At 71.9% G+C, this 24,715-nt stretch carries 18 protein-coding genes; 3 read left to right on the top strand and 15 right to left on the bottom strand.

The features are described 5' to 3' along the window. Positions 1-14 precede the first annotated feature (14 nt). The 6 genes from ftsH to ACIQMV_RS32975 all read right to left on the bottom strand — a co-directional run bounded on the left by ftsH (position 15) and on the right by ACIQMV_RS32975 (position 9,833). Positions 15-1,964: an ATP-dependent zinc metalloprotease FtsH gene (gene ftsH / locus ACIQMV_RS33000; protein WP_402596904.1), complete on the bottom strand. Its 1,950-nt coding sequence runs from the start codon at positions 1,962-1,964 to the stop codon at positions 15-17. A gap of 129 nt (positions 1,965-2,093) precedes the next feature. Next, positions 2,094-3,641: a signal recognition particle protein gene (gene ffh, locus ACIQMV_RS32995; protein WP_402596903.1), complete on the bottom strand. Its 1,548-nt coding sequence runs from the start codon at positions 3,639-3,641 to the stop codon at positions 2,094-2,096. 216 nt (positions 3,642-3,857) lie between these two features. Further along, positions 3,858-6,305, bottom strand: a complete 2,448-nt coding sequence (locus ACIQMV_RS32990; RefSeq protein WP_402596902.1) for a [protein-PII] uridylyltransferase — start codon at positions 6,303-6,305, stop codon at positions 3,858-3,860. A 25-nt stretch (positions 6,306-6,330) separates the two neighbouring features. Then, positions 6,331-6,669, bottom strand: coding sequence for a P-II family nitrogen regulator (locus tag ACIQMV_RS32985; RefSeq protein ID WP_141357949.1), 339 nt, complete (start codon positions 6,667-6,669; stop codon positions 6,331-6,333). Continuing rightward, positions 6,666-8,030 (bottom strand): ammonium transporter, encoded by a 1,365-nt coding sequence (locus tag ACIQMV_RS32980; RefSeq protein WP_402596901.1) that lies wholly within the window; start codon positions 8,028-8,030, stop codon positions 6,666-6,668. Before ACIQMV_RS32980 ends, ACIQMV_RS32985 begins: the two co-directional genes overlap by 4 nt. Positions 8,031-8,348: 318 nt before the next feature. Next, a complete protein-coding gene (locus tag ACIQMV_RS32975) occupies positions 8,349-9,833 on the bottom strand; it encodes a hypothetical protein (RefSeq protein WP_402596900.1) in 1,485 nt (494 codons plus the stop codon). A 447-nt stretch (positions 9,834-10,280) separates the two neighbouring features. On the opposite strand from ACIQMV_RS32975, the gene ACIQMV_RS32970 reads away from it, so the two are divergent. Then, positions 10,281-10,943 carry a bifunctional DNA primase/polymerase gene (locus ACIQMV_RS32970; protein WP_402596899.1) on the top strand — a complete coding sequence of 221 codons (663 nt, stop codon included), beginning with the start codon at positions 10,281-10,283 and terminating at the stop codon, positions 10,941-10,943. A gap of 864 nt (positions 10,944-11,807) precedes the next feature. Here ACIQMV_RS32970 and ftsY read toward each other — a convergent pair. The 5 genes from ftsY to ACIQMV_RS32945 all read right to left on the bottom strand — a co-directional run bounded on the left by ftsY (position 11,808) and on the right by ACIQMV_RS32945 (position 19,826). After that, entirely contained in the window at positions 11,808-13,016 is a 1,209-nt protein-coding gene (ftsY, locus tag ACIQMV_RS32965; protein WP_401773546.1) for a signal recognition particle-docking protein FtsY, read from the bottom strand. A 171-nt stretch (positions 13,017-13,187) separates the two neighbouring features. Next, positions 13,188-14,603, bottom strand: a complete 1,416-nt coding sequence (locus ACIQMV_RS32960) for a sugar porter family MFS transporter (RefSeq protein ID WP_402596898.1) — start codon at positions 14,601-14,603, stop codon at positions 13,188-13,190. A gap of 279 nt (positions 14,604-14,882) precedes the next feature. Continuing rightward, on the bottom strand, positions 14,883-18,716 hold the full coding sequence (locus tag ACIQMV_RS32955; protein WP_402596897.1) for an AAA family ATPase: 3,834 nt from the start codon (positions 18,714-18,716) through the stop codon (positions 14,883-14,885). Between the two features lie 242 nt (positions 18,717-18,958). Then, positions 18,959-19,162, bottom strand: coding sequence for a hypothetical protein (locus tag ACIQMV_RS32950; RefSeq protein ID WP_009190853.1), 204 nt, complete (start codon positions 19,160-19,162; stop codon positions 18,959-18,961). 382 nt (positions 19,163-19,544) lie between these two features. Continuing rightward, complete coding sequence (locus tag ACIQMV_RS32945) at positions 19,545-19,826, bottom strand: acylphosphatase (protein ID WP_401773540.1); 282 nt, start codon at positions 19,824-19,826, stop codon at positions 19,545-19,547. Positions 19,827-19,995: 169 nt separating this feature from the next. Here ACIQMV_RS32945 and ACIQMV_RS32940 point away from each other — a divergent pair, with 169 nt between their 5' ends. Both ACIQMV_RS32940 and ACIQMV_RS32935 read left to right on the top strand, forming a co-directional pair. Continuing rightward, entirely contained in the window at positions 19,996-21,132 is a 1,137-nt protein-coding gene (locus ACIQMV_RS32940) for a CAP domain-containing protein (protein WP_402596896.1), read from the top strand. 232 nt (positions 21,133-21,364) lie between these two features. Continuing rightward, positions 21,365-21,757, top strand: coding sequence for a helix-turn-helix domain-containing protein (locus ACIQMV_RS32935; protein WP_141357968.1), 393 nt, complete (start codon positions 21,365-21,367; stop codon positions 21,755-21,757). On the opposite strand, the gene mutM is transcribed toward ACIQMV_RS32935, so the two are convergent. From mutM to ACIQMV_RS32915, 4 genes are all read right to left on the bottom strand, one after another. Continuing rightward, a complete protein-coding gene (mutM, locus tag ACIQMV_RS32930; RefSeq protein ID WP_402596895.1) occupies positions 21,730-22,590 on the bottom strand; it encodes a bifunctional DNA-formamidopyrimidine glycosylase/DNA-(apurinic or apyrimidinic site) lyase in 861 nt (286 codons plus the stop codon). The two genes, ACIQMV_RS32935 and mutM, sit on opposite strands and share 28 nt — an antisense overlap. A gap of 145 nt (positions 22,591-22,735) precedes the next feature. Beyond that, positions 22,736-23,569 carry a ribonuclease III gene (rnc, locus tag ACIQMV_RS32925; RefSeq protein WP_172632827.1) on the bottom strand — a complete coding sequence of 278 codons (834 nt, stop codon included), beginning with the start codon at positions 23,567-23,569 and terminating at the stop codon, positions 22,736-22,738. Between the two features lie 7 nt (positions 23,570-23,576). Beyond that, the gene (gene rpmF / locus ACIQMV_RS32920; protein ID WP_003951102.1) at positions 23,577-23,750 is read right to left on the bottom strand and encodes a 50S ribosomal protein L32; all 174 of its coding nucleotides are present in this window, start codon (positions 23,748-23,750) and stop codon (positions 23,577-23,579) included. Between the two features lie 2 nt (positions 23,751-23,752). Further along, positions 23,753-24,415, bottom strand: a complete 663-nt coding sequence (locus tag ACIQMV_RS32915) for a YceD family protein (RefSeq protein WP_402596894.1) — start codon at positions 24,413-24,415, stop codon at positions 23,753-23,755. Positions 24,416-24,715: the final 300 nt, after the last annotated feature.

Here is a 24,715-nt window from a genome sequence, read left to right as displayed (position 1 = left end):
GCAGACCCCGAACCTCACGGGACGCCGCCGGCCTCCGCCTCCTTCCGCAGTCGGGTGATCCCGGCGACCCGGTAGGCGTCGGCCTCCTCCAGCGTCTCGTTCTCCAGCAGCGCCTGCGCCAGCGCGTCCAGCTGCCCCCGGTGTTCACGCAGCTTGCGGCACGCCTCCTCGTAGCACTCGTCGACGATGCGCCGCATCTCGCTGTCGATGGCGTCCAGGGTCTGCGGGGCGGCGGCGAGCCCGTAGGCCTGCTGGGCGTCGTCCGGCAGGGCGGAGAGGCGGCCCAGGTGCTCGCTCATGCCCCAACGGGCCACCATCCCGCGCGCGATGCCGGTGACCTGCTCGAGGTCGTGCTCGGAGCCGGTCGTGATGACCTCGTAGACGACGTGTTCCGCCGCCATGCCGCCCAGCGCGCCGATGATGCGGCCCCGCAGGTACTCCTCGGTGTACGCGTACTTGTCGGACTCCGGCGTCGACAGCGTCACCCCGAGCGCCCTCCCGCGCGGGACGATGGTGATCTTGCGAACGGGGTCGGCGCCGGGCTGGAGCATGCCCAGCAGGGCGTGCCCGCTCTCGTGGTACGCGGTGCGCCTGCGCTCCTCCTCGGGCATCACCAGCGCACGTTCGGCGCCGAGCTGAACCTTCTCCAACGCCTCCGAGAAGTCGGCCCGCGTCACCTGCTCCTGCCGGCGCTTGACCGCGAGCAGGGCGGCCTCGTTGGCGAGGTTGGCCAGCTCCGCCCCGGTCATGCCCGGAGTCGTACGGGCCACCCGGGCGAGGTCCACGTCCGGGGAGAGCGGGATCTGGCGGGTGTGGATCCGCAGGATCGCCTCGCGTCCGCCCCGGTCCGGCGGCGAGACGCTCACCACCCGGTCGAAGCGGCCCGGACGGGTCAGCGCGGGATCCAGCACGTCGGCGCGGTTCGTGGCGGCGAGCACGATGACGCCCTCCGAGCCGGAGAAGCCGTCCATCTCCGTCAGGATCTGGTTCAGCGTCTGCTCGCGCTCGTCGTGCCCGCCCACCGAGGCACCGCCGCCCCGGGCCCGGCCGATGGTGTCGATCTCGTCGATGAAGACGATCGACGGCGCCACCTTGCGGGCCTCCGCGAACAGCTCGCGCACCCGGGAGGCACCCACTCCCACGATCATCTCGATGAACTCGGAGGCCGACGCCGAGAAGAACGGCACATCCGCCTCACCGGCCACGGCCCGCGCGAGCAACGTCTTGCCCGTGCCCGGGGGTCCCGTGAGCAGCACCCCGCGGGGCATCTTCGCGCCCATGTGGCGATAGGCGTCCGGATGCTCCAGGAAGTCGACGACGTCGTCCAGCTCGCCCTTGACCTCGTCGATGCCCGCCACGTCCGCGAAGGTGGTGCGCTGGGTGCCCGGCTGGAGTTCGACCGGCCTGGGCGGCGTCTTGCGCCCCAGCAGGCCACCCGGCCCGCCCAGACCCGAGCCGATCCGCCGCGCGAAGAAGATCCACAGCGCCGCCAGCACCGCGATCGGCGCCAGCGAGAGCAGCAGATTCGACAGCAGGCCGCGCTCCTGCACGACCGGCTGCGCGGTCACCGTGACATGGTGGCTGCTCAGGCTCTGCCAGAGCTTGTCGTCCGCGAAGGCCGGGCGCTGCGTCTTGAACTTGGTGTACTTCCCGCCGCCCTCGGGATTTGCCTGGGAACTCTTGAGCCGACCCTGGATCGCGTCGCCCTTGGAGTAGATCGTGCCGACGTTGCCCGCGTCGAGCTGCCTGCTGAACTCGGTGTACGAGATCGTCGGCTCGTTGCCCTGGTTGTAGTAGCTCAGCCCGCCGTAGGCCAGCAGGAAGACGATCACCGCGGTGACGAGCAGGCCCCACCACCTGCCGCGCATCCTTCTGCCCCCGGGCTGCCTGGGCGGCTCGTCCGGCGTGCCCTCGGTACGCCACGGCTGGTCAGAGCCGTTGCGCGGTGGCGCGGCATTGCTCATATCTGGACGTTACGGCACATGGCGTACACCGGCACGCGCTGAGGGCGCCCTTCCGTGGAAGGGCGCCCTCAGCGTCGTCCAGACGCCGTACGGGTGACACGCGGTCCCGTACGACGCTCGGGGTGGGCCTCAGCCCATGAACTTCTTGAACTCGTCCGGAAGCTCGAAGTCCTGGCCGCCCTGCTGCGGCAGCCCCAGGGCGCCGCCCGCCTGGGCGGCGGCGCGGCGGGCCGCCTCCTCCTGCTCCTGCTGCTTGCGCTTCATCGGGTTGCCGGAGCGCTGCTTGCCCTTGGCCTTCTTCGGCTGCTTCTTGGACCGGCCGGGACCGCCGCCCATGCCCGGGATCCCCGGCATGCCGGGCATACCGCCGCCCTGGGCCATGCGGGACATCATCTTGCGCGCCTCGAAGAACCGCTCGACCAGGTTCTTCACCGCGCTGACCTCGACGCCGGAACCCTTGGCGATACGGGCGCGGCGCGAGCCGTTGATGACGGTCGGGTCCTGGCGCTCGCCCGGGGTCATCGACTTGATGATCGCGGCCGTGCGGTCGACGTCCCGCTCGTCGATGTTGTTGATCTGGTCCTTGATCTGGCCCATGCCGGGCAGCATCCCGAGCAGCTTGCTGATGCTGCCCATCTTCCTGACCTGCTCCATCTGGGCCAGGAAGTCGTCCAGGGTGAAGTCCTGGCCCTTCTTGGACGCCAGCTTGGAGGCCATCTTCTCGGCCTCTTCCTGGCTGAACGTCTTCTCCGCCTGCTCGATCAGGGTGAGCAGGTCACCCATGTCGAGGATGCGGGAGGCCATCCGGTCCGGGTGGAAGGCGTCGAAGTCGTCGAGCTTCTCACCGTTGGACGCGAACATGATCGGCTTGCCGGTGATCTGCCGGATCGACAGGGCCGCGCCACCGCGGGCGTCACCGTCGAGCTTGGACAGCACCACGCCGTCGAAGCCGACGCCGTCGCGGAAGGCCTCCGCGGTGTTGACCGCGTCCTGACCGATCATCGCGTCGACGACGAACAGGATCTCGTCGGGGCTGACGACGTCCCTGATGTCCGCCGCCTGCTGCATCATCTCCTGGTCGATGCCAAGACGGCCGGCGGTGTCCACGATCACGATGTCGTGGACCTGGGTCCGCGCGTGCTCGAGGGAGTCCTTGGCGACCTTGACCGGGTCGCCCACACCGTTGCCCGGCTCGGGCGCGTAGACGGCTACGCCAGCGCGCTCGGCGACGACACTGAGCTGGTTGACCGCGTTCGGGCGCTGGAGGTCGGCGGCGACCAGCAGCGGGGAGTGGCCCTGTTCCTTGAGCCACTTGGCGAGCTTGCCCGCGAGCGTGGTCTTACCGGCACCCTGCAGACCGGCGAGCATGATCACGGTCGGGGGCTGCTTGGCGAAGCGGAGACGGCGGGTTTCGCCGCCCAGGATCGTGACCAGCTCATCGTTGACGATCTTGAGGACCTGCTGGGCCGGGTTCAGCGCCTTCGAGACCTCGGCGCCGAGGGCACGCTCCTTGACGTTCTTGATGAACGAACGCACGACGGGGAGCGCGACGTCGGCTTCGAGCAGGGCGATGCGGATCTCGCGCGCCGTGGCGTCGATGTCCGCTTCGCTCAGCCTGCCTTTTCCGCGGAGGTTTTTGAAGGTCGCGCTGAGGCGGTCGGAGAGAGTATCGAACACGGCGGCGTCGGTCCTCGGGGTCGGGGTCGGCAGTCTGAGCGCCTTCCAGGGTATCCGGCTCGGCAAGCAAAGCGTCCCTGCCCGCCCAATACAGCGAGCAGGGACACACACCCCGGACCGACGGGGACTACGTCGCGTCCATGTCGGCTTCTCTCCAACGCCACCCCCCGCGGCGGCGGGGAGCACCTCCGTTCAACGCGTGGGACGACCACGAGGTCACGCCCGCAACGCGTCTTCCAGCTTGCGGGCCACAGAAGCCGCCTCCTCGGCCGAGAGCGGAGTGCTCTTGTCACTCATGACGTAGAAGGCGTCCATCGCGTTGGCGCCGAGCGTCGACACGTGCGCACTGCGCACCTGCACCCCCGCGTCCTCCAGCGCCCGCCCGATCCGGAACAGCAGCCCCGGCGCGTCCTGGGCGCGGACCTCGATCACGGTGGCGTGCCGGGAGGCAGCCGGGGCGACCGTGACCCTGGGCGGGGGTGCCGCCACGCCGTGGCGGCGCGGGTAGGCGGCGTCCCGTTCGGCGAGGCGGGCCGCGACGTCGAGGGTGCCGTCCAGGGCCCGGACGAGGTCGGCGCGCAGCCGGGCGGCCCGGGGCAGGGTGCCGTACTCGGCGGCGACGCGCCAGTCCAGCAGGAGTACGGAGCCGGGGGCGACGCCGTCCGGCAGGTCCAGGGGCCGTAGCTCGGCCGTGCGGACGGTGAGCCGGTGGGTCGCCAGCACTCCGGCGACCGAGGGCAGGACGCCGGGCTGGTCGGGAACGGCGATCAGCAGCTCGACGCCGAGGGGCTCGGGCTCCCCCGGGTACTCCTCGATGGACGGTTCGGTCCGCGCCCGCAGCGCCAGGGCCGGCCCGCCGGTGCGGAAGGCCTCGATGGCGAGCCGCTCCTGCTCGGCGGTGGGCGCGGCGGGCTCGGGCTCTTCGGGGACGTCCCCGGCGAGGACCGCGCCGACCCGTCCGACCAGGTCGGTGACGAGGGAGCCGCGCCAGGACGACCAGGCGGCCGGCCCGGTGGCCAGGGCGTCCGCCTCGGTGAGGGCGTGCAGCAGTTCGAGGGTGCTCTGGGTGCCGACCGCCTCGGCGACGGCGTGGACGGTGACCGGGTCGTCCAGGTCGCGCCGGGTGGCGGTCTGGACGAGCAGCAGGTGGTGGCGTACGAGAGTGGCGAGCACCCGGGTGTCCGCCGGGTCGAAGCCGATCCGCCAGGCCACGTCCGCGGCGATGCTCTCGCCGGCCGCGCAGTGGTCGCCGGGCCGGCCCTTGCCGATGTCGTGCAGCAGCGCGGCGACCAGAAGCAGGTCGGGGCGGCCGACCCGGCGGGTGAGGGCGGAGGCGCGTACGGCCGTCTCGATCAGGTGGCGGTCGACCGTCCAGCGGTGGACGGGGTTGCGCTGCGGGCGGCAGCGCACCCGCTCCCAGTCGGGCAGGAACCGGGTGATCAGCCCTTCCGCCTCCAGTGCCTCCCAGACCTCGACGGTGGGGCGGCCGGAGCCGAGCAGGGTGACGAGCTGTTCGCGGGCCTCGGCGGGCCAGGGCGTGGGCAGGGGGCGGGCGGTGGCCGCGAGATGCCGTACGGCGTGCGGGGAGAGCGGCAGGCCCGCCTGGGCGGCGGCGGCCGCTGCGCGCAGCGGAAGCACCGGGTCGCGTTCGGGGCGCGCGGTGCGGGCGAGCCCGACCTCGCCGTCCTGTTCCACCACGCCTTCGGCGAGCGGCGTCCGCTCCGCGACCGGCCTGCCGCCGCCGAGCAGGGCGCGCAGCCTCGGCCGCACCGCGCGCGACCGGAGCACACGCCCCACCTCGCGCCAGGTGACGTCACCGGCGTACGACAGGACGCGTGCCGCCTCGTACACCTGGCGCAGGAGCGCGTCGGCGTCGGGCAGGCCCAGTTCCACGGCGACCTGGTCCTGGTCCTGCAACGCGAGCCGGTCGGAGGCGCGGCCCGTCGTCAGGTGCAGGACGTCACGCACGTCCAGCAGCCGGCGGCGGGCGTCGGCGAGGCCCTCGCGCGGTGCGTCGGCGAGCCAGGAGGCGGCGACGGCACGCAGGGCGGTGGCGTCCCGCAGGCCACCGCGGGCCTCCTTCAGGTCGGGCTCCAGGAGATACCCCAACTCGCCCTGCCGCTCGGCGCGTTCGGCGCACAGCTCCCGGAGTTCGGGCAGGCGTCTCGGCGCCTGGTTGCGCCAGTCGGCGAGGATCGCGGTGCGCAGTGCGGTCGTCAGGCCGAGGTCGCCGGCGAGGTGCCGGGTGTCCAGCAGGCCGAGCTGGACCTTGAGGTCGTCGCGCGCCGCCCCGCGGGCCTCGGCCGGGGTGCGGACCGCGTGGTCGAGGGCGATGCCGAGGTCCCACACGGGGTACCAGAGGCGGTCGGCGAGGGCGGCGATCTCCTCGGTGTCGCCGCCGTGGTGCAGGAGCAGCAGGTCCAGGTCACTGCGAGGCGACAGCTCGCCGCGCCCGTAGCCGCCCACGGCGACGAGGGCGACGCCCCGCGGTCCCCCGGCCGCCCTGGTGAACAGCTCCGCGAGCCAGTGGTCGGTCAGTCCGGCGAGCGCGGCCCGGCGCGGTGGCCCGGACCGCGCCCCCTCGGTGAGGAGGCGCAGCCGGGCCGCCGCGTAGCCGCCCGGCTCCGCGTTCTCCGCTTCGCTTCGCACGTCCGTTCCCGTCACCGGCGGCTCCTGTTCCTCGCGCTGTTCAGAGCGCGTCCGGTCCGCGCTCGCCGGTGCGGACCCGGACCGCCGTCTCGACCGGCACGGACCAGACCTTGCCGTCACCGATCTTCCCTGTGCGGGCGGCCTTGACGACGACCTCGATCAACTGCTCGGCTTCGTCGTCCTCGACGAGCACCTCGATGCGGATCTTGGGCACCAGGTCGACGGTGTACTCGGCTCCGCGGTAGACCTCGGTGTGGCCGCGCTGACGTCCGTAGCCGCTCGCCTCGGTGACGGTGAGACCGTTGACGCCGAACGCCTGGAGGGCCTCCTTGATCTCGTCGAGCCGGTGGGGCTTGACCACGGCGGTGATGAGCTTCATGCGTCCACCTTCCTGCTCTGCGTGGCGGCCTTCTTGATCTGCGCGGCGGCCAGGGCCGGGGTGGTGACGGCGGCGACGACTCCGCCGCCCGCGCCGGTGAGGTCGTAGGCGGTCTCGGCGTGCTCGGCCTGATCGATGCCGGAGATCTCCTCGTCCTCCGTGACCCGCATGCCGATGGTCCGGTCCAGGAGGAAGGCGAGGATGGCGGAGGCGATCAGGGAGTAGGCGAGGATGGCGAAGACACCGGCGCACTGCTTCCAGAACTGCTCCAGGCCACCGCCGTAGAAGAGGCCCTTGACGGCGGACTGGCCCTTGCCGCTGGCGAAGAAGCCGATCAGCAGGGAGCCGACGACGCCGCCGACCATGTGGACGCCGACCACGTCGAGGGAGTCGTCGTAGCCGAACCGGTACTTCAGGCCGACCGCCATGGCGCACAGGACGCCGGCGACGGCACCCACGGCCATCGCGCCGAGCGGGGAGACGGCGCCGCCGGACGGGGTGATCGCGACCAGGCCGGCGACCGCGCCGGAGGCGGCTCCTAGGGTGGTGAACGCGCCGTGCCGGATCTTCTCGTAGGCGAGCCAGGCGAGCATGGCGGTGCCGGTGGCGACCTGGGTGTTGACGAACATCAGCGGGCCGACGCCGTCGTCGTTGCCGAGCCAGGAGCCGGCGTTGAAGCCGAACCAGCCGAACCACAGCAGTCCCGCGCCGAGCATGACCAGCGGGAGGCTGTGCGGGCGCATCGGGTCCTTCTTGAAGCCGATGCGCTTGCCGATGACGAGGATCACGCCGAGTGCCGCCGCGCCGGCGTTGATGTGGACCGCGGTACCGCCCGCGAAGTCGATCACGCCGAGCTTGGCGGCCCAGCCGTCGGCGCCCCAGACCCAGTGGGCGACCGGGAAGTACACGACCGTGGCCCACAGCACCAGGAACAGCGTCCAGGCGCTGAACTTGACCCGGTCGGCCAGGGCGCCGCTGATCAGGGCGGGGGTGATGATCGCGAACATCAGCTGGAAGACGGCGAAGACGAAGACCGGGATGGTGTATCCCGGCCACAGTTCGGTCTTGCCGATACCGCTGAAGCCGACGAAGTCGGAGGTCCAGCCGATGAGGGAGCCCCGGTCGGCGCCGAAGGCCATCGAGAAGCCGTAGAGCACCCACAGGACGGTGACGACGCCGAGGCTGATGAAGCTCATCATCAGCATGTTCAGCGTGCTCTTGACCCGGACCATGCCTCCGTAGAAGAAGGCCAGACCGGGGGTCATCAGCATCACCAGGGCGGAACAGATGAGCATGAAGCCGGTGTTGGCGGACGACAGTTTGGGTGCGTCCGCCGCCAGCATGATGGCGGCTGATGCCATCGGCGTCTCCTCGTCGGTCGGTGCGGCCCCGTGCGGGCGGCCGGGCGAAGCCTTGCGCGGTCCGGTCGGCCAGGGGTTGGGCCGGCCGACCGTGCCACGAGACTCGCCCGGCGCGGTTTCGGTGGATGCCTCGCGTTGTTTCGCCGGGGTGACGAAGAGGTCTGCTGTGTTACGTACCGGTGAAGCGCGTGGTGACGTGCCGTGAAGCGCGTGCCGGAAAACAGGCCGGCCGCGGGCGGCCTTCCGATGACCAGGCATGGGGGAGCCGAGTCGGGCAGTTCGGGAGGGCCGGCCGCGGCCGGGGTCGGGGAGGCGCTGTCAGACGGCCTCGGCGGTCTCGGGCAGTTCGGCGGCGAGCTGTTCGGTCAGGTCGATGACCTCCGCGAGGTCCCCGTAGCCGCGTACGGCGTTGTCGACGGTCTTGCGGATACGGGTGTTCACGCGCTCGGAGCGGACCTTCTTGGCCACCCTCATGGCCTGCCTCGCGTATTCGGTGCTCTGCTCGGGCTCGCGCTGGAGCAGGTGGACCGTGGCCATGCCGATGAGGTTCAGGGCGTACGACCGCTGGTGTTCGCGGTCGTCGGCGAACTGTTCCACGGCCTTCCGCATCAGCGGCTCCGCCAGTGAGGCGTAGGTGGGACTGCGGCCGGCGACGTAGGCGAGGTCGCGGAAGGAGTGGGAGTTCTCGCCGTACAGCTCGGCCTCGGAGAAGAAGCGGATCCAGTCGGGGTCGGGCTCGTCCCAGTCCTCGGCGTCGGCGAAGGCGTCCTCGGCCATGCGCACGGCGCGCTTGCACTTGCCGGGCTGGCCCGTGTTGGCGTAGGCGCGGGCCTCCAGCGCGTACAGCATGGACTGGGTGCGCGGGCTCGCGCAGTCGCGGCTGCCGTACTGCGCGAGGTGGATGAGCTCCAGGGCGTCCTCGGGGCGGCCGAGGTGGATCATCTGGCGGCTCATGCTGGACAGGACGTAGGAGCCGAGCGGTTTGTCGCCGGCTTCCTTGGCGGCGTGCAGGGCGAGGACGAAGTACTTCTGCGCGGTGGGCTGGAGTCCCACGTCGTAGCTCATCCAGCCGGCCAGTTCGGCGAGTTCCGCGGCGACCTTGAACAGCCGGCGGCCGGTGGGCTCGGGCTGGGGCTCCTGGAGGAGGTCCGTCACCTCGTGCAACTGGCCGACGACCGCCTTGCGGCGCAGGCCGCCGCCGCACTGGGCGTCCCACTGCCGGAACATCACGGTGGTGGTCTCCAGCAGCTCCAGCTCGGGCCGGGAGAGCCGGCCGGGACGGCGGGAGGCGGCCTGCGGCTCGGGCTCCTCCAGGGGGGCCGGGGGCGCGGGCACGAGCCAGCGCTGGAGCGGCTCGATGAGGGACGGGCCCGCGGACAGCGCCAGCGACGTTCCGAGGAAGCCGCGCCGCGCCAGCATCAGGTCGCTGCGCGAGAACTCGCTGAGCAGGGCCACGGTCTGCGGGCCCGTCCAGGGCAGGTCGACACCGGTGGCGGAGGGGGTCGGGCGGGCGGTGCGCAGACCGAGGTCCTCCACGGCGACGACGCAGCCGAAGCGCTCGGAGAACAGCTCCGAGAGGATCCTGGGGATCGGCTCGCGCGGGTTCTCGCCGTCCAGCCACCGCCTGACGCGCGAGGTGTCGGTGGAGATGTGGTTGGCGCCCAGCTGGCGGGCTCGGCGGTTGACCTGGCGGGCGAGCTCGCCCTTGGACCAGCCGCTGCGCACGAACCACGAGGCGAGCAGCTCGTTCGGGCGCTTGTCCGCGCTCGCAGCGCTCGTCTCGCTTCCGTCGTTGCCGCTCACTGGAACTCCCCCATCCCTGAGACCACTTGTCGCTTGGTGCGCCAAGCCCTATCAGAATGCCGGTCAACAAGGCCGTTCGTCCGCCGATTCTCACCCTTCGAACCGACTGCCGACTTGCCTCCGGCATACCCACGAGTGCATGTGCCCCCAGGCCTCGCACACTCACAGTAATCCTACGATCACCCGTCCAGCCACGGGGATCCCTGAAACGCCACCATTCGCCACCCCTTCGAATGAACCCTCGGTGGCCCCTACGCGATTCACTTGACATAGGACAGCCGCGGGCGAGTGGAGCGGTGCATGCGAGGGCGCGCGCCGCCGGACGCACCACCCCCGGCGCCGCCGCACGCCGCACGGCCCCGACCGGGCCGGGGAGGAGCGGAGACAGAGAGTGACGATCGGCATCCGCCACGTAACCATCGGGGCGGTGGACCCGTTGGAGGGGGCATGGGCTTCACGATCGGCGGCATTCGCGAGATCCGCTCCGGCACGCGGCGGCGCGGCCGGCCGTACCGCTCGTCGGAGTGCACGGCGGTGGCCGAGTACACCGGGCTGTGGGGCTGGGACGTGGTGCGGGGCGCGCGGGCCGTCGGCGGCGCCTGCTCCTGCGGCCGCACGAACTGCCCGGCTCCGGGCGCCCACCCCCTGGAGTTCGCGCCCGGGATCCCGGCCGGGGCCACGCTCGACGAGGTGACCAGGGCGTGGCGGGAGCTGCCGGGGGCCGCGGTGATGCTGGCCGTCGGCCGCGTCTTCGACGTCATCGAGGTCGCCGAGCCGGCCGGGCGCCGCGCCCTGGTCCGGCTGGAGCGCATGGGCCTCCCCGTCGGCCCGGTGACCGCCACCCCGGACGGCCGGGCCCAGTTCTTCGTCGCCCCCGGCGCCGCCGCCGAGCTGCCCGCCCTGCTCTACCGCCTGGGCTGGGACGATCCCGGCTCCCTCGACCTGCGCGGCCTCGGCCCCGGCACGTTCCTCACGGCCCCGCCGTCCGACCGCGGCGGCCGCGGCCCGGTCCGCTGGCTCCGCTCTCCCGCCCTGGACACCGCCAAGCCCCCTCAGGCCCGCCTCCTTCTGGGCACGCTGGCCTATGCGGCGCACCGGTCACGGGCGTAGCCGGAGGACGGGACACCCGAACGGCGCCACCGGGGGCACCCGACGGCCGGCGGGAGTCGGGGCGCGGTCCTGTCGAGCAGGCCGCTCACGGGGTCAGTCAGCTGAGCACGGCCCACGGGAGCAGCTGCCGAGCACGAGTGGCGGGAGCATCCGCCGCCAGGGTAGGCGGGAACAGCGAGGACATGGCGCCCGTCGGCCCCACATGACGGACTCGCCCTCGACGGCGGTCGAAGAATGCCTCACCGGCGGCCCCCTCCCCGGCCGCCTGGCCACCTGGCCGCTCGGGCCATCGGCTCGCCACGTCCGGACGGATCCCGTCGTCGGCCTGTCGGAGTGCCCCGCGTGGGGTGGGCCCGCGGCCCGTACGGCCGGCGGGGGCCTCGGCTCGTGTGCCGGTGACGGGTCTGGTCGTATGGACGACACCCCACCAAGAGCCCAGGGTCCTGTGCGGGTGCGCGTCCGGGTCCGGGTGGTGGCGCGTGCGTGTGCGTGGGCGGCGCCTCCGCCTCGGCACGTGTCCGCTCCCGCCGGTGTCCCCACGCCACATACGGGCGCGGGGCGGGCGGCAGCCGAAGGTGCCGGCGTCCGGCGTCCGGCGTCCGGCCAGGGGCGTTCCGGGAGTGGCCGCGACTGAGCGTGGCCCGACGGGCCGCCGGAGCGACGAAGTGTCGGGGTGTCGTGGGCTCCGCGGCGGCCGAGGCAAGGACTCGTTCCTGCGGCCCTCGGCTCGGCCTGTCGGGCCCGGCTCTGCGTGCCGGCCCCGTAGACGCTCGGCGCGCGGGTCCGTGGGCGCCCGGGTGCCGGGGCCGTAGACGGACGTGCCCGCCCCGGTGGGACCGGGGCGGGCACGGAAAAGGGTGGGAGTCAGTCTCCGATGAGGGCGTCGACGAAGGCCTCCGGTTCGAAGGGGGCCAGGTCGTCCGGGCCCTCGCCGAGGCCGACCAGCTTGACCGGCACACCCAGCTCGCGCTGGACGGCGACCACGATGCCGCCCTTGGCCGTACCGTCCAGCTTGGTGAGCACGATGCCCGTGATGTCGACGACCTCGGCGAAGACGCGGGCCTGGACCAGACCGTTCTGGCCGGTGGTCGCGTCGAGCACGAGCAGCACCTCGTCCAGCGGCGCGTGCTTCTCCACGACGCGCTTGACCTTGCCGAGCTCGTCCATGAGGCCGGTCTTGGTGTGCAGGCGGCCGGCGGTGTCGATGAGCACCACGTCGGCGCCCATCTCCTTGCCGTCCTTCACCGCGTCGAAGGCGACGGAGGCGGGGTCGCCGGCCTCCGGGCCGCGCACGGTGTAGGCGCCGACCCGCTCGCCCCAGGTCTGCAGCTGGTCGGCGGCGGCCGCGCGGAATGTGTCGGCGGCGCCCAGCACGACGCTGCGGCCGTCGGCGACCAGGACCCGGGCGAGCTTGCCCGTCGTCGTGGTCTTGCCGGTGCCGTTGACGCCGACGACCATCACGATGCCCGGCTTGCTGGCGGCCGGCTCGGTCTTCACCGTGCGGTCCATGTCGGGGCCGATCAGCGTGAGCAGCTCCTCGCGCAGCAGCCCGCGCAGCTCCTCGGGGGTACGGGTGCCGAGCACGCGCACGCGCTCGCGCAGCCGGTCGACCAGCTCCTGGGTGGGCTGCACGCCGACGTCGGCGGTCAGCAGGGTGTCCTCGATCTCCTCCCACGTGTCGTCGTCGAGGTTCTCGCGGGACAACAGGATGAGCAGGCCCTTGCCCAGGGCGTTCTGCGAGCGGGAGAGGCGGGCGCGCAGCCGCACCAGACGGCCGGCGGTGGGCTCGGGCACCTCGATCGGGGGTGCCGGAAGCTCCTCGACGGGCGGCTCCTCGACGGCGACGGAAGCCGAGCCGTCGGGCAGGTCCACCTCCTCGATCGTCCGCCGCGGCTCCTCTCGCGGCGTCTCGGCCTCCTCACCGACGTGTGGCTCGGCCGGAGGGGCGGTGATGTCGGGCGCCGAGGGCGGCGGCGGGGGCAGCGGCTTCCTCCGCCGGCTGCCGATGATGAGCCCGCCGAGCGCGCCGAGCACGACCACGGCGATAACTACAGCAAGGATGATGGTTTCCATAACGCGTCCAGTATGCGCGACCACCTGGGCGGTCAGCGGTAGTCCCGACGGGGCCGCGTGCCCCTGGAATACCGGACCCGCCGGCCGTCCGGCGTACAGGATGCGGAACGCCCGCACGAGCACGTGCTGCCCCGGCTCGGTGCGTGAGCCGGGGCAGTGAGGCAGGGGCGGTTACCCCATCTCCTCCAGCGCCTTGCCCTTCGTCTCCTTGACGAACTTCAGGACGAACGGGATGGAGAGCGCGGCGAAGACCGTGTAGACGACGTAGGTCCAGGAGAGGTTCCAGTCGGCCAGCGACGGGAAGCTCGCGGTGATGGCCCAGTTGGCGATCCACTGGGCGGAGGCGGCCACGCCCAGCGCGGCGGCGCGGATCTTGTTCGGGAACATCTCGCCGAGCAGGACCCAGACGACCACACCCCAGGACAGGGCGAAGAAGAGGACGAAGACGTGAGCCGCGATCAGGGCGACCCAGCCCTGGGTGGCCGGCAGCTTGCCGCCCACCAGGGGGTACGAGAACGCCCAGGCTTCCAGGGCCAGGCCGACGACCATGCCGCACGAGCCGATGAGCGCGAGCGGCTTGCGGCCGATGCGGTCCACGAAGATCATCGCGATCACGGTGCCGACGATGTTGATGATCGACGTCGTGAACGAGTAGAGGAACGACTCCGTCGGGTTGACGCCGACCGACTGCCACAGCGTCGCGGAGTAGTAGAACGCGACGTTGATGCCGACGAACTGCTGGAAGGCTGACAGGCCGATGCCGATCCAGACGATCCTCTTGAAGAGGAAGCTGCCGCCGAGCAGGTCCTTGAAGGTGGACGTGTGCTCGCGCTTCATGGCGGTCTCGATCTCGGCCACGCGGGCGTCGAGGTCGATGTGGTCGCCCTCGACCTCGGCGAGGATCCGGCGGGCCCGGTCACGGCGGCCGACGGAGAGCAGGAAGCGCGGGGACTCGGGGATGGCGAAGGAGAGCAGTCCGTACAGGACGGCCGGGACGACCATCACGCCGAGCATCACCTGCCAGGCCTCCAGGCCCAGCAGCCGGCCGCGCTGGTTGCCGCCGGCGGCGTTGAGCAGACCCCAGTTGACCAGCTGGGAGATGGCGATGCCGACGACGATCGCGGCCTGCTGGAAGGAGCCGAGGCGACCGCGGTAGGCGGGCGGGGCGACCTCGGCGATGTAGGCGGGGCCGATGACCGAGGCCATGCCGATGGCGAAGCCGCCGACGATCCGCCAGAAGGCGAGGTCCCACAGGGCGAACGGCAGGGCCGAGCCGACGGCGCTGACGGTGAACAGGGCCGCGGCGATCCGCATGCAGCGGATGCGGCCGATGCGGTCGGCGATGCGGCCCGCGGTCGCGGCGCCGATCGCGCAGCCGATCAGGGCGATGGCGATGACCTGGGCCAGTTCCGCGGATCCGATGCCGTAGCGGCTCCGGATGGCCTCGACGGCGCCGTTGATCACGGAACTGTCGTATCCGAACAGAAAGCCACCCATGGCGGCGGCCGCGGCGATGAAGATGACGTGCCCGAGATGTTCGGGGTGAGCCGTCCGGGCTCCCGGCCCTGGGGCCTGCGTTGTGGTCACGTGTACTCCTCGGGCACCCCGGCAGCGCTGCCGGGGGGTGGGGGTCAACCCCTCCATGCGATGAGATCTGAAGATAAAAACAACGCTAAAGAGGTTATGCCTTCACCTGTCGAAGTCAATTTCCCTGCCTTGTAGGTGATCAACGGGCATCCACCCCGCGCGACCCCTGGACTTCGATTCAAGTGTTGTAGTCAAGCTGTGGACATGATCCGTCTACCCCGAAGTGACGGAGGCACGCGGGATCCCCGGCACCACACGTGCCGGGGCGCTGACGCAGTGCTAACGCAGGCGCTGGCTGATGACCTTCGACACACCGTCGCCCTGCATGGAGACGCCGTAGAGCGCGTCGGCGACCTCCATCGTGCGCTTCTGGTGCGTGATCACGATCAGCTGCGAGGCCTCCTGAAGCTCCTGCATGATCCGGATCAGCCTTTGGAGGTTGGTGTCGTCGAGGGCCGCCTCGACCTCGTCCATGACGTAGAAGGGGCTGGGACGGGCCTTGAAGATCGACACGAGCAGCGCGACGGCGGTCAGCGACCGCTCGCCGCCGGAGAGCAGGGACAGCCGCTTGACCTTCTTGCCCGGCGGGCGCGCCTCGACGTCCACGCCCGTCGTGAGCATGTTGTCCGGGTCGGTCAGTACGAGCCGGCCCTCACCGCCCGGGAAGAGCCGGCCGAAGACGCCCTCGAACTCGCGGGCGGTGTCCCGGTAGGCCTCGGTGAAGACCTGCTCGACACGCTCGTCGACCTCCTTGACGACCTGGAGCAGGTCGGCGCGGGTCTTCTTGAGGTCCTCGAGCTGCTCGCTGAGGAACTTGTGGCGTTCCTCCAGCGCCGCGAACTCCTCCAGGGCCAGCGGGTTGACCTTGCCGAGCTGCTGGTAGGCGCGCTCGGCGGCCTTCAGCCGCTTCTCCTGCTCGGCCCGCGCGTAGGGCCGGGGCCGGTTGCGGGGGTGCTGCGGGTCCTCCGGCAGCTGCTCCCCCTCGGCGGGCGGCGAGGGCGGAACGAGCTGGTGCGGCCCGTACTCCGCCATCAGGCCCGCCGGTTCGACCCCGAGTTCCTCCAGTGCCCTGGTCTCCAGCTGCTCGATGCGCAGCCGCTTCTCGGCACCGAGCACCTCGCCCCGGTGGACCGAGTCGGTCAGCTTGTCGAGTTCGGCCTTGAGCTCCCGGCCCTCGGTGCGGGCGGCGGTCAGCTCCTGCTCGCGCCGGGCCTTGGCGGCCTCGGCGGCGGCCCGCTCCTCCTCGGCGCGGGCCACGGAGACCTCGACGTGCGCGAGCAGCTGCCGGGCGCCGGAGGCGACCGCCGAGGCGACCGCCGCCTCGTGGCGGAGCCGGGCGCGCCGCTGCTCGGCACGCGCGCGTGCCTCACGTTCGGCACGGGCGGCCCGGTCCAGCGCGTCGGCCCTGCCGGCCAGCCCCCTGACCCGTTCCTCATGCGTACGGACCTGGAGGCGGGCCTCCATCTCGGTCTGGCGGGCGTTGGCCCCGTCGGCCGCGAGCCGGTCGCGCGCTGAGGTGTCGGGCTCCTCCTCGATTGGCATCTCCTCGGCCACGGCGAGCCGCTCGGCGAGTTCCCCCACCTCCTGGAGGGCGTTGTCGAGGGCCTCCTGGGCGCGGGCGGCGGCGGCCGAGGACCGCTCGGCCTCCCCGGCGGCGCCGCGCGCCTGCCCGGCGAGTCGGCCCAGTTGCTGCGCCACGGCCGACTTCTCCCGGTCGGCGGTCCGCCGCCGCTCCCCCAGCTCCTCGACCAGCGCCGCGCACCGGCCGCGCCGCTCGGCGGCCCGCTGCTGGTCCTCGGTCAGCGCCTCGCACCGCACGGCGAGCTGTTCCAGCTCGGCGGCGGCCTCGTCCACGGAGGCCTGCACCTCCAGCAGACTGGGCGCCCCGGCGGAGCCGCCCTGCGCGAAGTACGCCCCGAGCAGATCCCCTTCGGCGGTCACAGCGGTCAGCTCGGGTCGGGCGAGGGCCAGATCCTCCGCGTCCTCCAGCGTCCCCACCACGACGATTCCCCGCAGCAGCCACCGCACGGCGGGCATCAGCTCGGCGGGACCGCGCACGAACTCGGCGGCAAAGGGGTGCCCGGGCACGGGGGTGCCGGTGGTGGCGGGCGCGCCCGCCGCACCGCCCATACGGTCCTCGGACCCATCCCACCCGGCAGCGGCGCCATCCGGCACACCGGCCGCGGAGAGCCCGGCTCCCGCCGCATCGCTCCCCTCCGCGCCGGCGGCTGCCACGCCCCCGGCGACGCCCGTGACCTCGTCCGGCTGGGTGGCGTCCGGGGCGCCCGACGAGGTGGCGGGCGTCGCCGGGGCCGCCGTCGGCCCGGGCTGGGGGTCGCTCGGGAGGGCTTCGCCCGGCGGCGTGGGCGCTTGGATCGTGGGGGTTTCGGGTGAGGGGCCCGCGAGGAGCAGTGCGGCTCGGCCCGCGTCCTGTTTGCGCAGCAGGCGGAGGGCGTCGGCCGCCGCGGAGGGGGTGGTCACGGCCAGGGCGTCGGCGGCGGTGCCGAAGGCGGCGGCCAGAGGGGTTTCGTAGCCGGGGGTGACCGTCAGGAGTTCGGCGGCGGGGCCCAGCAGGCCGGTGAGGCGGTCCTTGGCGTCGAGCAGGGCGCCCGTGCCGTCCTTGCGGCGCAGGCCCAGGGCGAGCGCGTCGTGCCGGGCCTGGGTCGCGGCCCGCTTGCGTTCCGCCGCGGTGACCGCCTCCCGCGCGGCGACGAGGGCGGCCTCCGCCTCGGCCAGTGTCGTTCTCGCCGTCTCGTGCCGTCCGGCCAGCTCCTCGTCGCCGGCGTCGAGGCCGTCGACCTCGGCCTTGAGCGCCTCGTACTCCTCCTGGGCGTGGACGGCCCGTTCCTGGGCCTCGTCCCTGGCGGCGGCCAGCCGCTCGATCTCGGCCTGGGCGGAGGCGGCTCGGGAACGTGCCGCGTTCACCTGGCCGCCCAGCCGGGCCAGGCCCTCACGGCGGTCGGCGATGGCGCGGGCCGCGTCCTTCAGGCGCCGCTCCTCGACAGCCAGTTCCCGCTCCAGCTCGGCGCGGTGGGCGACGGTGTCGTCCAGGGCACGCTGGGCCGCCTCCAGGGCCGCCTCCAGCCCGGCCTCCTGTTCGCGGACGCGGTCGGCCTCGCGCTCCAGTTCCTCGGGGTCGCGGCCGCGCCGCTCCTCGGGCGGCGCGGAGGTGGCGCTGTGCACGCGCGCGTCGGCGAGTGAGATGGTGCCGCGCACGCGTTCGGCGAGCTGGGACAGTTCGTACCAGGTCTGCTGGGCACGCTGGAGACGCGGGACGAGCCGGCGCACCTCGTCCTCCAGCAGGGCCTCGCGCTGGAGGGCCTTCTTCAGCTCCTGCTCGGCGGTTTCCTTGCGTTCTTTCAGGGCCGCTTCGTCGGCCACCTCGGCCTTCAGCGCTTCGCGCAGGCCGACGAGGTCGTCGGCCAGCAGCCGCAGGCGCGCGTCCCTCAGGTCCGCCTGGATGACCGCGGCTCTGCGCGCGACCGCCGCCTGCCGGCCCAACGGCTTGAGCTGGCGGCGCAGTTCGTCGGTGAGGTCCTGCACGCGCGCGAGGTTGGCCTGCATCGCGTCCAGTTTCCTGAGCGCCTTCTCCTTGCGCTTGCGGTGTTTGAGGACGCCCGCGGCCTCCTCGATGAAGGCGCGGCGGCCCATGGGGTCGGCGTGCAGGACGGAGTCGAGCTGGCCCTGGCCGACGATGACGTGCATCTCACGGCCAATGCCGGAGTCGGAGAGCAGCTCCTGGATGTCCAGCAGCCGGCAGGTGTCGCCGTTGATCTGGTACTCGCTGCCGCCGTTGCGGAACATGATCCGCGTGATGGTGACCTCGGCGTACTCGATGGGCAGGGCCCCGTCGGAGTTGTCGATGGTCAGGGACACCTCGGCGCGGCCGAGCGGCGGACGGCCGGTGGTGCCGGCGAAGATGACGTCCTCCATCTTGCCGCCGCGCAGCGATTTGGCGCCCTGCTCGCCCATGACCCAGCTGAGCGCGTCCACGACATTGGACTTGCCCGAGCCGTTCGGTCCGACGACGCACGTGATCCCCGGCTCGAACCGGAGCGTGGTCGCCGAGGCGAACGACTTGAACCCACGGAGGGTCAGGGCCTTGAGGTGCACGCCGCCGGACTTTACCGGCCGTCGGTACCCTACTCCACGAACCCCCGCAACCGCGCGGTTTCACCTTTGAATATGCAGGGCACACCAAAAGTTAAAGACCGTGAAAGGATGCGCGGGGGCGACAAAGGCGGGGCAAGAAGGGCGGGGGAAAGAAGGAAGGGACGCCGAAGCGTCCCTTGCAACTCTGACAACTGAGCGGTTGACGGGCAGCCCAACCACTGTGTCGTTGTGCGATGCAGTGATCAGGTGAGCGCAGGCTCCGCCTGGTGTGCGTCGACGCGCTCCATGATCCTGTCGTGAGAAGCGGCAGCCGTCAGGGCGTCGTTCTCCGCCTGGATCCGCACAAGCTCGGATTCCAGGTCCTGGACGCGCTGCTGGAGCCGTCGCATCTCGGCGAGGAGTCGAGGGTCGGAGCCGCCGACGTAACCGAGAAGCGCCTTTGCCATGATGGATGGTCCTCCACACTGAGTGACCGACCGAAGCGGTGTGGGTCGTGAGGGATTCGCACCCGTGGTGCTTGGCACTGCCTGATTTGTGGTGCCGTTCATCCATGCCAAACAGCTAAGGTGCGCGGGCTTTCAGCGTCTCACCAAAAAGTTTGACGGTCAACACGATCACGCCCCGTATCCATGGGCGTCCCGGGGGCGCGCGACCGGAAACCAGGTGGCGCTGCGACTCCTGCGGGCCCCTCGGGGCGTGCGGATCATTCCGCTGTGCGGAGCCTGCCACGCCGCGCGTTTCTTGGCAACCACCTGCCTCTTTTCCCATTGGGCAGATGCCGGTGGCAGTTCCCGCCGCGGCCGGCGGGACCCGCACCGCGCCACACGATCAGCGGATGGCGAAGCCCTCGTACCCGCCGCGCGGTGTGTCCCAGATCTCGGTGACACCGTCCACACGTCCGGGCGTGTCGCCGCCCTGCAGCCAGTCCAGGAGTTTCTGGCACCCCTCGCGAGCCCCCTCGGCGACCACTTGCACGCGCCCGTCCCCGAGATTGAGGGCGAAACCGCTCAGGCCCCCGATCTCCAGCGCGGTGGCCCTGGTGAACCAGCGGAAACCCACTCCCTGGACTCGTCCGCGGACCCAGGCGACCAGTCGAACATCCTCGCTCATGGGTGCAACCTAACCGGCCAATGTCTCTCTGGGCACCTCCGCCTCTCGCGCCATGCGGTACCGTCCCGGTCCAATGAATCTCATCTGAAACTCACTCGATCGAGTGAGTTGGGTTGACCGCGTCGGCTCAGGGCGCGCGTCGACAGAGAGAGACGAGGAAGGCCAGCACATGGGACGCCACCGACGCTCGGACGCCGGCCGCGCCGCCACGGGCCGCGCCACGGGGGACAGTCGGACGCACGGCTCGTACGAGCGGGACCGCGATCCGTGGGACAGCCACCCGCAGGACGACGACGGCCGCCTGGGCATCGCGCCCTATCTGAACCCGGATCTGTACGCCGACCCGTACACCAGACCCCAGGAGCACCTCTTCGACACGGACGACGGCGCCGCCCACGCCAGGACCACCGTGGTCTTCCCGGCCGAGGGCTTCAGCCCGGCGGACGGACCGCGGGAGCGGGGGCACCGCCGGAAGAAGAAGGCCGCGACGCCGGTCCGCACGGGGCTCCTCGGGGTCTCCGCCGCGGTCGCCCTCGGCACCGTCGCGGTCGCCACCGGCGCGGTGCCCGGGCTCGAGAACTACAAGCTGGGCGGCCCGAACGGCGGCGGCGCCGACAAGGTGCAGGCCGCGGGCTCGCCGACGAACAGCGAGAGCCCGCAGGGCGGCACCTCCGGCAGCGCCGGCGTCGACCCGGGCGGCCCCTCCCGGGGCTCCACGACGAGCCGCGACGTGGACCGGTCCACGTCACCTGAGCGATCCGCCTCCGAGTCCGCCCAGGCCACCGCGACGGACGCCGACCCGGCGTCGGCCACGCCCACGAAGGCGCCGGAGGCGAAGCCGACCACGGCGCCGGAGAAGCCGGAGACCGCGCCGGCCGAGACCGCCACCAAGGCGCCGAAGACCCAGGCCCCGGCCGCAGTCTCCACGCAGACCGCCGTCGAGGCCGAGGTGCTCAGGCTCGTCAACGAGGAGCGGGCGAAGGTGGGGTGCAGCGCGCTGACGGCGAGCAGCGCGCTCGCCGGCCTCGCCCAGGACTTCAGCGAGGCCATGGCCGACGAGAACTTCTTCGACCACACGGATCCCAGCGGCGCCTCGCCGTGGGACCGGGCGGCGAAGCTCGGCATCACCAGCCTCGGCGGCGAGAACATAGCCCGCGGGCAGGCCGACGCGGAGGCGGTGATGGACGCCTGGATGAACAGCCCCGGCCACCGCGCCAACATACTGAACTGCGACTTCAAGACCCTGGGCGTCGGCGTGCACTTCGCCTCCGGCGGTCCGTGGTGGACACAGGACTTCGGGTACTGAGACAACCGCAGGCCGGACGGCACAGGGATCGCTTGGTGGCGCCTCGGCCTGTCTCGTCGTGGTGGGGAGCGGTGGCACGGGGATTCGCCTCACCGAGGCGATCACGGAGGGGGACCGTCACGTCGCCATGATCGAGTGGCACCGGCGGGGCCTGCCCGGCGAATCGTCGGGGGCACTGACTCCTGGTTAGCGCCCTCTGATGGTGAGCGCTGTGCGCGAGTACGCTTGGGTCATGAGCACCCCGCAGACCCAGGACGACCTCCCTTACAGCGTGTTCGCCAGGGCCTGCCCTTCGCGCGGGACGCTGGAGCACGTCACGGGGCGCTGGGGCGGGCTCGCGCTGGGCGCCCTGTACGAGGGCTCGCTCCGCTTCAACGAGCTGCGCCGCCGTGTCGACGGCGTGAGCGAGAAGATGCTGTCCCAGACCCTCCAGGCACTGGAGCGGGACGGCCTGGTGCATCGCGAGGCCCAGCCGACCAATCCGCCCCGGGTGGACTACGAGCTCACGGCGCTGGGCCGCGAGGTCGCCGAGCGCCTGCTGTCCCTCATCCACTGCGTGGAGGGGCGCATGGGCGACGTGCTGGCGGCACGCGAGCGTTACGACGCCACGCGCGGCGCCCGCTGACACTTCGGGCAGTAGTAGCTGGAGCGGTTCATCCACGGGCGGCGACGCAGCGGGGTGGCGCAGCGGCGGCAGGGCAGGCCCTCGCGGCCGTAGGCGTCCAGGGAGCGGTCGAAGTAGCCGGACTCCCCGTTGACGTTGACGTAGAGGCTGTCGAAGCTGGTGCCGCCGACGGCGAGGGCCTCGTTCATCACCTCCCGGACGTGGGTGAGGAGTTCGGCCGTGCGGGGGCGGGTGAAGGCCGCGGTGGGGCGTTCGTAGTGGACGCGGGTGCGCCACAGGGCCTCGTCCGCGTAGATGTTGCCGACGCCGCTGATCAGGGACTGGTCGAGCAGGGCCCGTTTGATGGTGGTGCGCTTGCGGCGCAGGGCCTGGTGGAAGGCCTCGTCGTCGAACAGCGGGTCGAGGGGGTCGCGGGCGATGTGCGCGATGACGTCGGGCAGCCCGTCGGGGGTGGTGTCGTGCAGCGACAGGCCGCCGAAGGTGCGCTGGTCGACGAAGCGGAGTTCGGTGTCCAGCTCGTCGGCGAAGCGGACGCGGATGCGCAGGTGCTTCTCGACGGGAGCGCTCAGCGGCTGGACCAGCAGCTGGCCGCTCATGCCGAGGTGCGCCAGGATCGCCTGCCCGCTGTCCTGGAGGGGCAGCCACAGGTACTTGCCGCGACGGCTGGGCAGGCCGAGCCGGTGGCCCTGGACGCGGTGCGCGAAGTCCTCCGCGCCGGCCGGGTGGCGGCGTACGGCACGCGGGTGCAGGACCTCGACGCCGGCGACGCTCCGCTGCGCGACCCACCGTTCCAGTCCGCGCCGTACGACCTCGACCTCGGGCAGCTCGGGCATGACTCCCCCGTTCACACATCGCGGCCGCTGCGGCCGTCCACGGGCCGAGCGCCCGCCCCGGGGCGGGGACGGGCGCTCGGTCGCGTTCTGCTGGGCGCGGCCCGCGGGCGGAGGTCCGCCGCGTGACCGCTCGGTTTCCCGGTTCTCAGGCGGAGGCCGGCGCCTCGTCGGCGCCGTCGGCGGACCCCACCGCCTTGGCGCGCTCGTCCGCCGCGGCCCGGATGGCCCGCCACGCGGACTCCGCGGCCTGCTGCTCCGCCTCCTTCTTGCTGCGGCCGGTGCCGGTGCCGTACGAGACGCCTCCGACGCGGGCGGCAGCAGTGAAGGTCTTCTCATGATCGGGGCCGGTCTCCGTGACCAGGTACTCGGGCACGCCGAGCCCCTCGGTCGCGGTGAGCTCCTGGAGGCTGGTCTTCCAGTCCAGGCCGGCTCCGAGGTTGGAGGACTTCTCGATCAACGGGTCGAACAGGCGGTGCACCAGTTCGGAGGCCGCGTCGAGGCCCTGGTCGAGGTAGACCGCGCCGATCACCGCTTCCAGGGTGTCGGCGAGGATGGACGCCTTGTCCCGGCCGCCCGTGCCCTCTTCACCACGGCCGAGCCGGATGAAGGCGCCCAGGTCGAGGCCGCGCCCGACCTCCGCCAGCGCACGCGAGTTGACCACCGCGGCCCGCAGTTTGGCCAGCTGGCCTTCGGGCAGGTCGGGGTGGGTGCGGTACAGCGTGTCCGTGACGACCAGACCGAGGACGGAGTCACCGAGGAACTCCAGCCGCTCGTTCGTCGGCAGACCGCCGTTCTCGTACGCGTAGGAACGGTGGGTCAGCGCGCGCACCAGAAGGGCGGACTCGAGCTTGTAGCCGAGCCGCCCTTCCAGAAGCGTGTGGGACGAGGCCGTGTTGTCCGACGGAGCACCTCCGCGTCGGCGGTGATTGCCCGCTTCGGCGCCTTCCGCCTTCTTGGCAGTGGACACAGTGCCTCTCACCAGCCGCTCAGACCTCGAGGACCTGGCGCTTGTTGTAGGTGCCGCACGACGGGCACGCGATGTGCTGCTGCTTGGGCTCGTGGCAGCGCTCGCACGCAACCAGGGTGGGGACCGCAGCCTTCCACTGCGACCGGCGGTGGCGCGTGTTGCTGCGCGACATCTTCCGCTTCGGAACAGCCACGGCTACTTCTCCTGCTTCTCGTCGGCGCGTGCTGATCGAGGCGCGCCGCCGCTCATCTCGTCCTTCTCGCCGTCCTTCATGGTGCCGGCGAGTCCCTGCAAAGCCGCCCAACGGATGTCGACGGCGTCATGGTGGTGGTCCGGGTCGTCCGTGAGCCGCGCTCCGCACTCGGAGCACAGACCAGCGCAGTCTTCCTGGCACACCGGCTGCATCGGCAGTGCGAGCACCACCGCATCCCGCAGCAGAGGTTCGAGGTCGAAGAGTCCGTCCTCGAGGAAGAGCCTGTCCTCGTCGTCCTCGTCGTCGGCGGCGTCTTCGTCGGACCGTGCGATCGCACGGCCCCGCTCGTCGGCGTCGGGGTACGAGAACAGCTCCTGGAAGTCCGCGTCGAGCTCCAGCTCGAGCGGCTCCAGACACCTTACGCACTCCCCCTCGGCCTGTGCACGGGCGGTGCCTGTGACGAGCACCCCTTCCATGACCGACTCGAGCCGGAGTTCGAGCTCCACCGGGGCGCCTTCCGGCACTCCGACGACGCCCTGGAGACCGAGGTCTTTGGGGGCGGGGACCGTACGGGTCAGGCGCTGCAGCGCGCCGGGCCGCCGCCCCAGCTCGTGCGTGTCGAACACGAGAGGGTTGCGGTGGTCGAGGCGGGCGTTCTGAGCCATTCCTACTTTCGGTTTCCGAACTCGAGGGGACGCTCTCCCGGTGATGTTCCGGGCAGCGCGGATCGCGGACGTATGCACGACCGAAGAGCCAGGATACTTGACCTTTCGCTCTCGGCCCAATCGGGTGGCCGAGTTAGTGCTGTGGCCGGAAAGGTTGGCCGGGAAGCTCGCGGCGTCCGGCGCTGGGGGCACCTCCCACGCCGTGCAGGCAGTGGGGGAGCATCGCAAGGCGGAGCATTGCCCGCGTACTGGATGTACTCGGGTGATGCGACAACGCGGCGTGGGGGTACCCCCGGCCGA

This window comes from Streptomyces sp. NPDC091412, from assembly GCF_044756885.1.
Classification (GTDB): domain Bacteria; phylum Actinomycetota; class Actinomycetes; order Streptomycetales; family Streptomycetaceae; genus Streptomyces.
Note: the sequence above shows the minus strand (reverse complement) of the source record. Positions and strands in the feature narration are given on the sequence as shown.